The organism is Methylobacterium phyllostachyos, assembly GCF_900103445.1.
In the GTDB taxonomy this organism is placed as follows: domain Bacteria; phylum Pseudomonadota; class Alphaproteobacteria; order Rhizobiales; family Beijerinckiaceae; genus Methylobacterium; species Methylobacterium phyllostachyos.
In genome coordinates, this window is record NZ_FNHS01000013.1 from 91,455 (window position 1) to 103,938 (window position 12,484).

The window sequence follows — 12,484 nt, forward strand, 5'->3', positions numbered from 1 at the left end:
CAGCGCCAGCGGAATGCGTCCCGGACCCAGCATACGAATGGCCGCGAAGCGGCTTGCAACGGAACCGGACGCCGCCCTTCACCCGGCCTGAACGAGCCAGCACGCCGCGCGCAGGCGAACGACCCCCGCCGCCGCATGCCCGCGCAGGGCCTGCGTCACCGCCGCCTCGGCCCGCGCGCGAAGGTCGGGCTCGGCCTCGCGGACGAGGTGCGCGGTGGGGCCGAGGTTCAGCGCCACATGGGCTGCCGCCGCGGCGGCTTCGGCGTCGGTCTCACCCCGACCGAGGACGACGTCCCGGTCAAGCGCCGCGCAGGAGACGGTCCCGAACCCGGCGTTCTTCAGCAAAGCCCCGAGTGCGTCCGCATCCGCGAAGCGGAACGGCCCCGGCGTATCGGGTGCCGGCGGCGGTGGCACCTCCGGCAGGAGCGGCATCACGGCCTCGCGCGGCACCTGCACCCACAGGTTCTCGGGAAGTGTGCGCCAGCACAGGAAGGTCAATTGTCCGCCCGGCCGCAGCATCCGGCGGATGTTGGCGAAGGCGCGGGGCGAATCCGGGAAGAACATCACGCCGAAGCGGGAGAGGGCCGCATTGAAACGGCCGAGATCCGCCTGCTCCACGTCGGCCTCGACGAAGGTGACCGGGGCCGCGCCGCCGACGCGGGTCCGGGCGGCAGCGAGGAGCGGCGCCGAGATGTCCGCCCCCGTGACGCGGCCGGCGACTCCGATCCGGCGGGCGGCCTCAAGAGTCGTCGCGCCCGAGCCGCAGCCGATATCGAGTACCGCGGCGCCGGGCTTCAGCTCCGCGCGCTCGAACAGGGCCTCGGTCAGCGGCGCGAACAGCGCGTCGAGTACCGCCTGGTTGCGAGCCCAGCGGGTGCCGACCTCGCCGTTCCAGTACTCGGCCTGGGTGATGCCGCTGGCCATGGGCGAACCTTCCCTCAAGCCGTGGTGGCTGCCACGGACAGCTCGGGCTTGTGATTGAGCGTCTGGAACACCACGCAATAGCGCTCGGTGAGCTTCAGGAGCTGCGCCAGCTTCTCCTCCGACGCATCCGTATCGAGCTGGAAGAACAGGCGGATGTTGCGAAATCCGACCGGCGCCTCCTTGTCGACGCCGAGCGTGCCGCGAAAGTCGAGATCGCCCTCGGCGCTGATCGTGCCGGAGCGCAGCGGGATCTCGAGCGCGGTCGCCACAGCCTTCAGCGTCACACCCGCGCAGGCGACCAGAGCCTCCAGCAGCATGTCGCCCGAGCACAGTTCCATCCCCGAGCCGCCGGTTGCCGGATGAAGGCCGGCTTCCGCGATTGCCCGGCCGGTCTCGACCTTGCAGGCAATCTTCGTATCGTCGAGGGTCCCCCTGGCCTTGAGGGTGATGACCGCCGCGTCCGGGTTCGCGCGATACGTGTCCTTAATCGGAGCCTGGAGGGCTCGCAGCGCGGTGGCGTCCATGGCGTCGTCCTCTCGATGATCCCGTCCCGATCTCGGGTGCGCCGGATCGGGTTTTGGCTGCGCGAAACGCGCTGGATCAGCGGTATAGGGGCCGGCGCGGTCGACGGAAAGCGCGCGGATTCAGCCGATCATTGCCGCCAGAGCCTCGGCGAGGCCGTCGACCTGCACGGCGTCGTGGGCCGCCGAGAAGGCGACGCGCAGCCGGGCGGTCCCGGGTGGTACGGTGGGCGGGCGGATCGCCACCACGAGGTAGCCCTGCGCCTCCAAGGCCGCCGAGATGTCGAGCGCCCGCTGCGCCTCGCCGATCAGCACCGGCACCACGGCGCTCTCGGCCTCTGGCAGGCCGAGGCGGGCGGTGAAGCGCCGGGCGAGATCAAGGGGCCGGGCGCGCCGCTCCGGCTCTTCCTCCAGGATCGCTAGGGCCTCCAGCGCGGCGGCGGCCGAGGCCGGCGGCAGGCCGGTCGTGTAGACGAAGCTGCGGGCGCGGCTCACCATCAGGTCGATCACCGGCCGCGAGGCGCAGAGATAGCCGCCGTAGGAGCCGAGCGCCTTCGACAGGGTGCCCATCTCCAGGGGCGCCCGCGGCCCATCCTCGACGACGCCGATCCCGTGGGCGTCGTCCACCAGCGTCCAGGCATCGTGGTCCTGCGCCACGCCCAAAATGTCGGCCAGCGGCGCCCGGTCCCCGTCCATGCTGAAGACCCGTTCGGTCAGCACCAGGGCCTGGCCGCGACGGCCGCGATGGGCTGCCAGGATCGCCGCGAGGTCGGTGGGATCGTTGTGGCGGAACGTCAGCACCTGCGCCCCGGATAACCGCGCCCCGGCCCACATGCAGGCATGGGAGAGTTCGTCCAGCACGATCAGGTCATCGCGGCCCGCCAGCGCCGGGGTGATCCCGAGATTGGCGAGATAACCGCTGCCGAAGACGAGGGCCGCCTCGGCGCCCTTGTGACGCGCGAGCCGCTCCTCCAGCGCGCCGAGATACGGATGGTCGCCGGTAACGAGCCGGGACCCGCCCGCCCCCGCGCCGTAGGCCGCCGCCGCTGCCTGCGCGGCCGCGATCACACGCGGGTGGTGCGACAGGCCGAGATAGTCGTTGCAGGAGAACGAGACCAGCGCCCGGCCCCGCCGAGACGCCGCCGCGCCGGTCCCCCGCTCGGTCGGCACGAGGCGACGGCGCAGGCTGCCGACTTCCAGGGCGTCGAGTTTCGTGCGGGCGAAGGCGTCGAGACTGTCCATCCGGTGGGGATGAGGCCGCGGGTGGGCCGGGTGTCAAGTTGGACGCCCGCGGCCTTGACCCGGTGCACGAGCCTCAGCATGCCGGGCACATGTCTCACGACGTGTCCCGCACGCATCTCTGGCGCCCCTACACACAGATGCGCGGTGCCGCTCCGCCCCTGGAGGCGGTGGCGACCCAGGGCAGCCGGATCATCCTCGCCGACGGACGCGAGCTCGTGGACGGCATCGCGTCCTGGTGGACCGCTGTCCACGGCTACAACCATCCCCATATCGCCGCCGCCGTGGCCGACCAATTGGCGCGGATGCCTCACGTGATGTTCGGCGGCCTCACCCACCAGCCGGCCGAGCGGCTGGCAGCCCGGCTCGCCGCGCTGCTGCCGGGCGATCTCGACCACGTGTTCCTGAGCGATTCGGGCTCCGTCGCCGTTGAGGTTGCGCTGAAGATGGCCGCGCAGATGTGGCTCAACCGTGGGGTGAGCGGCCGGACGAAGGTGCTGGCCTTCCGCGGCGGCTACCACGGTGACACGATGGGGGCGATGTCGGTCTGTGACCCCGAGGAGGGCATGCACCGCCGCTTCGGCGCCTACCTGCCCACGCAGGTTTTTTGTGATTTGCCGCGGACGGCCGCCGAGACCGAGGCGCTCGACGCCACGCTCGCGGCCCACCGCGAGACCCTGGCGGCCGTGATCATCGAGCCCCTGGTCCAGGGGGCGGGCGGCATGCGGATGCACCCGCCGGAGGTGCTGGCGACCGTCGCGAACCTCGCCCGCCGACACGGCCTGCCGTTGATCGCCGACGAGATCTTCACCGGCTTCGGGCGCACCGGCACTTTGTTCGCCTGCACGCAGGCCGGGATCGTGCCCGACATCCTGTGCCTCTCGAAGGCGCTGACCGGCGGCACGATGGCGCTCGCCGCCACCATCGCCCGCACGGAGGTGTTCGAGGCCTTCTGGTCCGACGATCCGGCGGCCGCGCTGATGCACGGCCCGACCTTCATGGCCAATCCCCTGGCCTGCGCGGCGGCCAATGCCAGCCTCGATCTGTTCGAGACCGAGCCGCGCCTCGCTCAGGCCCACGCCATCGAGGTGCGGCTCGCGGACGGGCTCGAGGACCTGCGGCGCGTGCCCGGTGTTGCGGATGTCCGGATCCTCGGTGCGATCGGAGCGGTGCAGTTCGCCAAGGCCCCCGACCTCGCCGCCCTCAAGGCGCGGCTCCTCGACCGGGGGGTCTGGGTGCGGCCGTTTGGCGACATCGTCTATCTGACGCCCGCGCTGACCATCGGGGCGGCGGATCTCGATCGCTTGATCGCGGCGGTTACCAGGGCGGTGGCCGAGCAGGCAGCCGTGACGGCTTGAGCACAGGTGCCCGCCACCTGTCAGCGCCAGCGGCGTCAAGCTGCAACCCGGAACCGTTTCTGCCGTTGGACCTCAGGCTGATGACGCGTGCGGCGGCCCTCGCAGCCGTACGTTGCCGGAGGGAGTGCACAGTGGCGGGTGAGCAGACGGGTTCGGGTGGCAATCGGCCGGTAATCCTCCTTGTCGAGGACGAGGCGCTGACGATCATGGACCTCGGCGACGTGCTTGAGGAAGGCGGTTACGACACCGTCCAATGCGCCTCCGCCGAGCGGGCGCTCAGCATACTTCAGGCGCGGCCGGACATCTGCGGGCTCGTGACGGACGTCCAGCTCTCGGGCAAGACGGACGGGTTCGACCTCGCCAGCTCGGTCGCGGAGGCGCGGCCGAACCTGCCGATCCTGATCGTGTCCGGTCGGGCGGCACCCGACCCAGCTCGCATGCCCGCGCATGCCGACTTCATCGCGCGGCCCTGCACGGGCGCGGATATTCTCGATCGTTTGCAACGCCTGATGCACTGCTGAGTGGCCGTCGGCCCGAACCCGTCATCTCAGCGTCATTGGCCGGCGCCACAGGGTCCTGGGCGGCCGGTGACGGAGATGGATGGTGCAGACCCTGGATCTTCCGGCGGCCGCCGGCACAAACGCGGGCGCTCCGGTGGGCGACAAGCAGAAACGTGAACGTGAGGATGGTGCGGCGTCAGCGCTGGAGCTGACGTCCAAGAAGTTACGGCCGCCCGGCGTCCGAAGCGTCGGCTGGGCGCTCGTGCAGGCGGCGCGCCTGCATCGTGCCCGCACCGGCGACCGGCTGGCCAAGCTCGGCCTGTTCGCCGGGCAGGAGCAGGTGGTCCAGGCCCTGGCCAGCGCCGGGACGATGACGATGGGCGATCTCGCCGCCCTGCTCCGGGTACGGCCGCCCACGGCGTCCAAGACCGTGACCCGGTTGGCGGCCCTCGGCATCGTCGAGCGTCGGGCCGAATCGGGCGACGGCCGTGTGGTCCGGGTCCAGCTCACCCCGGCGGGGTTGGCGAAGGCCGAGGCTATCGAGCGGATCCAGGAGGAAGTCGAGGCCGAGCTGCTCGACCATCTCGACAAGACCGACCGCCGCCGTCTCCGCAAGCTCCTGCGCAAGGCCGCCCGCGGTCTCGCCGAGGCGGCCGGCGCCTCGGGCCAATCTATTGATGTCGATGTTGATGCCGAGATCGAGGCTGAGGCCGAGATCGACGAGGCCGAGGTGCTGCCGAGCTGACGGTGGGCCGTCGGCGCTCTCCGTCGAACGGCGATCCCTTCTGCTCCTTCCTCCAAAGATGACCGCCTCGACGGCACTTGGGGGGCTGAGGGGGGCCAGAGCGTTTTGAAAGTGTCCGTCGAGACCGTCGCCTCGCTCCCGCACTTCAGGGCGGGCGGGTTCAACGGCCACGGAAAGCTTACCGGTCCCGTGCCGTGGCCCGTTGGGCAGGCCAACGCTTCCTCCGCTGAGGGTCCTCGGGCGTCGCAGGGTCTCGCCGTAGAACCGGCGGTTATTCCTGCGACATCGGCTTGCGATGACGTCGTCAGACAAGATTCGGGGATGTCTGAGGAGGGTTAGTTTCTGTCGGTTCGCTTCCTGGCGGCCAACGTATCGGAGCGGGCGACGCCTCCTCGCGGTGACGATCCGATTCCGACCTTGACTGCCTCCTCGGGACAATGACCCTATCGGCGTCATGCACACGCTTGCCGACCCCGTCGAACGCGCCCGCTCGCCCGGCTCCGGCGCCCCTCCGGAAGGTGGCTTCTCGGCTTTGACGCCGGAACTGGATGTCAGCGACCTTGATGAGAGCTTGCGGTTCTGGTGCGACCTGCTCGGCTTCAAGATAGCCTACGATCGACCAGCCGCACGCTTCGCCTATCTCACGCGGGGCGGCGCTCACATGATGCTGTGCGAACGCAACGGTCGCTGGGCGACCGGCGCTCTGGAGCGTCCCTACGGACGGGGGATAAACTTTCAGATCATGGTCGATCGGCTGGATCCGATTTTGGCCGCGCTCGCTGCCGTGCAATGGCCACTGTTTGAGGCGCCGAGAGAGGCTTGGTATCGAACGGGTCCGGTGGAGGGCGGCCAGCGGGAGTTCCTTGTTCAGGATCCTGATGGGTATCTCGTACGCCTTGCCGAAAACCTCGGCGTGAGGCCGCCAGAGTATCGCCCGCACGACGCTCCAAGCCGATCGCTGTGATCACCTGACTTCTGACCCCGTTCGGGACGCACCGACGGCAATCCGGGCGGCGGCTGTAGTCAGAATCCGGCCGCGGTGCGGGACCCAGCGCCTGACGAAACGCGCGGACCCGTCCTCAGGCGGCCAGCGCCCGGCGCAACCGCCGCCAACCGGATACGATCCCGGTCAGGGCAATCCCTGCTGCCAGCAGGTTCAGCACCCACTGGGCCGCGTCGTGCCGGGCGCGGTTGCTGGTGAGCCCCGGAAGGTCGAGGCGGTGCGGGGCGTCGAACAGCCAGCGGTTGATCCGGCCGGAGCGGTCCAGGCGCTGAAGGATGGTCCCGTCCCGGGGATCGATGTGCAGCCACGTTGAAGCCGCATCGCCGAAGCGCAGCCGCAGCACCGGAAGTGGACGCGGGTCGGTTCCGTGGGGATACCAATAGGCGTCGTAGGCGGAGAGCTGCCGGGCGGCCCGCAGGGGTGCGCCCGGAAAGCCCTGCATGGCCGCGACCGCGATCGTGCCGGCATCGAGGGCGGTCGCGCCGTCCGCCCCGATTGTACGCGGGCCGTCCGGCGCCTCCGCGACGACCCACCAGCGTCCGCCGATGGCGACGAAGCGCAGGGCGCGGGTGTCCGGTGTTGCGAAATCGCCCAGGTGTCGTGCGTCGAACCCGAGGGCCGGCGGGGTTCCGGCATAGGCCATATGCAGGTCCGCGGGCGGGCGGAGGGAGGTGAACCAGCGGTTCGGGTTCATGGAGATCCAGCCGCTGACAATGAAGGCGCCGAGCCCGATGCCGCCCGCGAGGCCGCATAGGTGATGCCAGCGCGCGAGGCCGCGGTAGGGTGTCACCGCGCCCCGCGCGTAGGGCCGCCGGACGCGCAGGCGCCAGATCCCGATCGCGAGGCCGCTCAAAGCACCGAGGGAAGCCAAGCCCGACAGCCACAGCAGGATCGTCCGCCACATCTCGGCCTGGGCCCGCAGCGGCGTGAGATAGATCCAGTGCGCCACTGAGCCCACCCAGTTCCAGCCCCGCTCGACGCGGCTCGTGTCGAGGACAACCGCGCCGGTTATCGCCGACACGTAGAGTTCGGTCCCCGCGGTATCGCCGAGCGCGACCTTCAGGAAGGGCCGGAGCGGGTCGTAGCGGGCCGTGACAGTCCATTGGTCGCGCCAGACCAGCTCGACGCGCGCCTCCGGAAAACCCGCGCCCGCAACCCGCAACGCCTCCGCGGATGTGGCCGGGCCGAGCTCGCGGCCCGACCGGGCCGAGATCGTCGCCCAGGTCCCGTCGCGGCGGGTGATCCGATACACCGGCTCCTCCCCCCGCATCTCCAGCCCGAAGGCAACCGGCACGTCGACGCCGCCGGCCGCCAGCGCGGCATCCGGCGCGACTGCAACCTGATCCCAGGCGATCGGCGCGAGCCGCTCCAGACGCTCGGCCCCGGTGAGGATCGGAAACGGCACGTAGAGCATCACCAGCCCAGAGCCGATCCACAGGGCAAAGAACGGCCCCGCGGCGATCCCGACCCACCGGTGGAACAGGAGAAGCCAGCGCCTCCCTGCCTTCCCGAGTCGCCCCTTCACCACGTCACCGTATAGGCGACCTCGACCGAGCGCGGCCGACCGAGCAGCCAGTTGGTACCGACCCCGGCCACGGCGTTGCCCGAGATCGCGTAGACCTTGTCGAACAGATTGTAGACCCGCAGCGACAGGCGCGACTCCGCTGTGACCTGATGATCGAGCACAAGGTTGACGAGGTTGTAGGCCGGCCGGCGGGCCGTATTGCCGAAGTCGCTGTAGACCTGCCCGACATTCTGGAGTCCCACCCGTGCCGTCCAGTGGCGGGAGACGTCCCAGGTCAACCAGAGATTGGCCACACGCTCGGGCACGTCGATCGGCTGGTTGCCCGCATACGAGACGGTGGCGTCACCCACGCTCTGATCGAACCGGTCGTATTGCGCGTGCAGGAGCGCGAGGTTGCCATCCAGCCGCCAGTCCGGGGCGAAGCGCCAGCCGAGCGCCAGCTCGAACCCCTGCGAGGACTGGCTCCCCACCTGCGTGTTGAGCGTCGGCTGGCCCGGCACCGTCGAGATCAAATTGTCCTTGACGATTCGGTAGCCGGCAATCGTCCATTCCAGGGCGCCCCCGAAAGCGAGGCCCTTGGCGCCGATCTCGACCTGATCTCCGGTGGCGAGCTTGAAGCTTGCCAGCGACTGCGACAGCGTGATCAGGCTGTTCACCGGATCGGTGGCGAAGCTGTACTGAGCGTAGAGTGCGCTGTCCGGCGTCGGGTTGTAGACGAGCCCGAACCGGTAGCCGAGCGCCGTGTAGGTGCGGGCGAACTGATCACCCGTGCGCAGATCCTCGCGGTGGAGCGTCGGCACGTCGAGGCGCACGCCGGTGAGGAAGGAGAGCTGGTCGGTGAGGACCACCCTGTCCTCAGCGAAAACCGAGGCTTGGTTCGTCTGGGTCGCGTAGGCGGGCGTGGCGCGACCATCCTGCGGGAACAGGCCCAGATCGCTGCCGACCAGCGGCACGCTGTCGGATGTTTCGAAATTGAAGTTGTTGGTGTGCCGGAAATCGATGTGGTTCACATCGAACCCGGCCAGGAATTCATGGCGGACACCGAACAGGTCGCCCTTGAGCGCGGCGTCGAAGCGGTTCCCGACCTGCTCCTGGCTGTGGTAGATTTCCAGGTAGTCCGAGCGATCGACCAGGCCGGTGGCCCTGTTGAACGCGTACTGCTCCACATCTTCCCAATGTCGGCGGGTGGTCAGCCGGTAGGCGGTGTTGCGGATCGTGATGTCGGCCGAAGGCGACCACTCCGCCTTGAACTGGGTCCAGTTGTCGGCCCAGGTAATCTTCGCGTCGCGGACGTTGTAGTTGGCGAACCGGATCAGGTCCGGGATCCGCCCCTCGACCAGCGGTGTACCCCAGTAGCGCGCGGGCTCCTGGTACCCGAGATCGTGGCTCAGGGTGAAGGCGAGGTCAGCACTCGGCTGGAACAGCAGGGCGGCCGAGACCGCGAGGTTGCGGAATTCGCCCTCCGGGCGGATCCAGCCGTCAGCGCGGTTGCCGCTGACGTTGAGGCGATACGCGAAGGTGTTTCCGAACTCCGCCTGACCGAGCACGCCGCCCGAATCGACGGCAAGGCGCGCGACGCCGTCCGTGCCCACCACGGCGCGGGCGGCGTTGATCGGCACGAAGACCGGCTTTTTCGGCACGACGTTGATGACACCGCCGATGGCGCCATCGCCGTAGAGTACGGAGGACGGCCCCCGCAGTACCTCGATCCGCTCGACGTTCCAGGCATCGAACGGGAAGGTCACGGTGTTGGCACCGACGTAGAAGCGCGTGCCGTCGTAGAGCTGCTGGACCGAGTTCGGGCCGGCGAAGCCCCGGGACGTGAACGCGCCGTTGCCGTTGCCCGGCGCCGCGATGGTGGTGATGCCGGTCGCGTCCTGTGTCACGGCTTCCGCGATCGTATCCTGGCCGCGCAGCCGCGCGGTCTCGCCCGACACGATGTCGAGACTTGCCGGGGTCTGCAGCGGCGTAAGACCCAGACGGCTCGCGGTCCGGTCGGGCGTGCGCAGGTTCAGGCTGTTCGGGACGGCGCGGCTCGAATCACCCCCCTCACCTTCGACGGAGAGCTGGTCCAGGGTGACGACCTCTTGTGCGCTTGCCGGACAGGCAAAGAGCGCAAGGAGCACGCCGCACGGAGAGGTGAGCGGACGACGTGAGCCGGAACGGAATGAGAAGCGAAGCATGGGGGACGCCGATTCGTGCGCGGCGCGGGCCGACCGATCCATCCTATTGGCATTGTAATAACATTACAATTGTTCGGCCATTCGCGACGTTCGGCACCGTCCAGGTCGTAGCCGGGGCGGGATACGGACGGCATGGCTGAGGGTAGGACGGACATCGGGCAGGTGTCGCGGGCGCGCTTGCTGTGGCACGTCACCGCGAACGAGGCCGTTCCGACCGCACAGGTGCGCGGACGATTCGACACCCGTCAGGACACCCCGCCCGACGCGTTTCGCGTGTGACCACGGCCGACGGCAGGTCTCCTGGCTCGCGGGTCGCCGCCCTCGCACCGTCTTCCCGGGTATTGCTACCCAGTGACATGGTGGTGAAGGACTCGCCGCTCACAGTTGCGGGGGCAGCCGCGGCTCCGGGAACAGTCCCGCACCGCGTTCCCTTTTGATCCCCGAGGGGAACCGTCGTCGCCTAGCTTCGTTGATGCCCTCAGCCTCGTCAAGGCTGTGGATATCTCGGTTGCGCCGCCCGTGCCGCGTTCTGGAGAGATCGGCGGATACGGCGAATATGCGACGCTTATCCTGTCTTCGAGATGCGTCGATAGCGCTACAAATCGCGTGCGCGCGCTGAAGATTCTCACTGAAATGATCAGTCTATCTATGGAAAGCCGAAAGATTAGCAGGCTAAAGATCGCGGATCTTTTGTTTAAATCGATTGACGACGGCACGCCTGTTTGTTAATCGACCTCCCTCACAGTGTTCGTGGAGGTGATAGTCTGATTTTAGATCTGACCTTGCAGATCTCGCAGACTAAGAAAAAATATTTAATTGAAACCTTTAGCTTTTAGTGCTTAGTTATGGCGGTCTGGGCATCGATGAGACGAAAATTCCATGCGATGATCCATACAGCGCCGGACATCGATTGAGATGAACGACGATCGTGCCATATCCGACTGCACGGAAACTGAGGCCGAATGAAATCCTCGCTGATATATCTGGGACTGGTGAAGCGAGTAGCGATGTGAACTTGAACGTCAGTAGCTGAATGATGAGGAGATTACGGTGAGCGCTGGTTACACTCTTGCAAAGCCATTCCATCCCGGCGGCTTCGTCCGTCGCAAGATCCTTGAGCCGCGTAATCTGACGATTATGGGCGCTGCTGCCTTGCTCGGGGTGACCCGTCAGGGCTTCTCCGAATTCCTGAACGAGCGGGCCAGCCTCACCGTCGATATGGCGTTCCACATCGAGAAGGCCTTCGGATTCAACGCGGAAGCGCTGATGGATATGCAGACGCGCTACGATCTCGCAATCCTGCGGCATCGGGATCGGATGGCACAGATGCAGTTGGTTGCGAAGAACGAACGCCAAGCCAGCAAGGCGACCGGCACTGTACGCCCTGCCGGCGTCCGCCGCTCGGCAGCCTGAGCCTGACAAAACGACGGCGAGAACCGTACCTGATCGCTTCGCGGTCTGGTACGGCTCCGATACATCTTTTCGGTGGCCATCACCGGCGCACGCGGTGGGACCCGTCAAGCGCGTGAGGCTGCATCCGCCGTTCCGGGGATTCGACCTCGCCTCAGATGCGATGTTCCGCCTGTGACCGTGGGCCGGCAGCGGGTCGACCCGGCTCGCCGATCGCCGCCCTGATGCCGCCTCGCGCGACGCGACCTGGTGTCGGTGTGTTGGAAAGTTTCGGAAATCGGCGGCGCTGCTAATCCAGGTTCGGAAAGAATATTTCTCAAGCATTGTTCGTATAGGCGATAGTTGAAATTTTCGGCGGCGTGTCTGTGCGCTCTGATGCAATGTCTTTATGGCTCCGACGTCTCTTCGGCCGACAGGTCGGCCTACCGGAACCTATCCATTCCCCTCGCGTCTTAAACGCAGGCCCGATGTCGTCACGCGGCACGTCGGACAGCCGGTTCCAGATGCTGGTTACCGATGGGAGCCAGGGGCGTACGATCGGGCCTTCGATAAAGGAGGCAATGTCGTCATGGTCTACAGACTGGCGAATCCAGGCCATCCGGGCGGATATGTTCGGCGCAATATCATTGAGGCGCGTGATCTCACCGTCATGGACGCGGCCAGCCTACTCGATGTCCCGCGTCAGGCCCTGTTCGAATTCCTCAACGGAAAGACCGGTCTCACGCCGGAACTGGCGCTGCGGATCGAGGCGGTGTTCGGTGTGGAGATGGAGACCTTGATGGAGATGCAGACGCACTTCGATATTGCCGAAGCGCGCAAGCGCTATCGGGATGTTTGGAGTGAACTCGTCGTCAAAGCAAAGCTCGCGCGGGTTGCGTCCAAACCGAACGATCCGGGCGCCGTGCCACAGAGGATCATGCGGCGCGGACATGCATTCGGATGACGCGGCCCTTCCGATAATCAGCGCGCGGAAGACGTGCTGGGCTTCCGCGCACTGACGAGCGACCGGGTCGCCGAGGGAGGCGCGCTGGCCCCACGACTTTGCCGCTGCGCCCAGGCGATGCTAGAGCCAGCCC

At 67.7% G+C, this 12,484-nt stretch carries 12 protein-coding genes and 1 riboswitch; of the genes, 7 read left to right on the forward strand and 5 right to left on the reverse strand.

What is annotated here, in order from left to right; all coding sequences use genetic code 11:
• Positions 1 to 78: 78 nt before the first annotated feature.
• The 3 genes from BLQ49_RS20490 to BLQ49_RS20500 all read right to left on the reverse strand — a co-directional run bounded on the left by BLQ49_RS20490 (position 79) and on the right by BLQ49_RS20500 (position 2,687).
• Positions 79 to 924: a class I SAM-dependent methyltransferase gene (locus BLQ49_RS20490; RefSeq protein WP_091719088.1), complete on the reverse strand. Its 846-nt coding sequence runs from the start codon at positions 922 to 924 to the stop codon at positions 79 to 81.
• Positions 925 to 938: 14 nt separating this feature from the next.
• Positions 939 to 1,448 (reverse strand): OsmC family protein, encoded by a 510-nt coding sequence (locus tag BLQ49_RS20495; RefSeq protein WP_091719089.1) that lies wholly within the window; start codon positions 1,446 to 1,448, stop codon positions 939 to 941.
• Between the two features lie 120 nt (positions 1,449 to 1,568).
• A complete protein-coding gene (locus tag BLQ49_RS20500) occupies positions 1,569 to 2,687 on the reverse strand; it encodes an aminotransferase class I/II-fold pyridoxal phosphate-dependent enzyme (RefSeq protein ID WP_091719091.1) in 1,119 nt (372 codons plus the stop codon).
• An 89-nt stretch (positions 2,688 to 2,776) separates the two neighbouring features.
• On the opposite strand from BLQ49_RS20500, the gene BLQ49_RS20505 reads away from it, so the two are divergent.
• From BLQ49_RS20505 to BLQ49_RS20520, 4 genes are all read left to right on the forward strand, one after another.
• Complete coding sequence (locus BLQ49_RS20505; protein ID WP_091719093.1) at positions 2,777 to 4,042, forward strand: adenosylmethionine--8-amino-7-oxononanoate transaminase; 1,266 nt, start codon at positions 2,777 to 2,779, stop codon at positions 4,040 to 4,042.
• 131 nt (positions 4,043 to 4,173) lie between these two features.
• Positions 4,174 to 4,563, forward strand: coding sequence for a response regulator (locus BLQ49_RS20510; RefSeq protein ID WP_091719300.1), 390 nt, complete (start codon positions 4,174 to 4,176; stop codon positions 4,561 to 4,563).
• Positions 4,564 to 4,645: 82 nt separating this feature from the next.
• Positions 4,646 to 5,287, forward strand: coding sequence for a MarR family winged helix-turn-helix transcriptional regulator (locus BLQ49_RS20515; protein WP_091719302.1), 642 nt, complete (start codon positions 4,646 to 4,648; stop codon positions 5,285 to 5,287).
• A gap of 454 nt (positions 5,288 to 5,741) precedes the next feature.
• Positions 5,742 to 6,251: a bleomycin resistance protein gene (locus BLQ49_RS20520; RefSeq protein WP_091719095.1), complete on the forward strand. Its 510-nt coding sequence runs from the start codon at positions 5,742 to 5,744 to the stop codon at positions 6,249 to 6,251.
• Between the two features lie 115 nt (positions 6,252 to 6,366).
• Here the strand turns inward: BLQ49_RS20520 and BLQ49_RS20525 are convergent, their stop codons facing one another.
• Entirely contained in the window at positions 6,367 to 7,815 is a 1,449-nt protein-coding gene (locus BLQ49_RS20525) for a peptidase (protein ID WP_091719306.1), read from the reverse strand.
• A complete protein-coding gene (locus BLQ49_RS20530; protein ID WP_091719304.1) occupies positions 7,812 to 9,998 on the reverse strand; it encodes a TonB-dependent receptor in 2,187 nt (728 codons plus the stop codon). Before BLQ49_RS20530 ends, BLQ49_RS20525 begins: the two co-directional genes overlap by 4 nt.
• Before the next feature lie 132 nt (positions 9,999 to 10,130).
• On the opposite strand from BLQ49_RS20530, the gene BLQ49_RS29805 reads away from it, so the two are divergent.
• The 3 genes from BLQ49_RS29805 to BLQ49_RS20540 all read left to right on the forward strand — a co-directional run bounded on the left by BLQ49_RS29805 (position 10,131) and on the right by BLQ49_RS20540 (position 12,351).
• Entirely contained in the window at positions 10,131 to 10,277 is a 147-nt protein-coding gene (locus tag BLQ49_RS29805) for a hypothetical protein (protein WP_167627750.1), read from the forward strand.
• Positions 10,272 to 10,468, reverse strand: a riboswitch (cobalamin riboswitch). (Overlaps the previous gene by 6 nt.)
• Positions 10,469 to 11,048: 580 nt before the next feature.
• On the forward strand, positions 11,049 to 11,411 hold the full coding sequence (locus tag BLQ49_RS20535) for a HigA family addiction module antitoxin (protein WP_091719097.1): 363 nt from the start codon (positions 11,049 to 11,051) through the stop codon (positions 11,409 to 11,411).
• A gap of 565 nt (positions 11,412 to 11,976) precedes the next feature.
• A complete protein-coding gene (locus tag BLQ49_RS20540) occupies positions 11,977 to 12,351 on the forward strand; it encodes a HigA family addiction module antitoxin (protein WP_091719099.1) in 375 nt (124 codons plus the stop codon).
• Positions 12,352 to 12,484 lie beyond the last annotated feature (133 nt).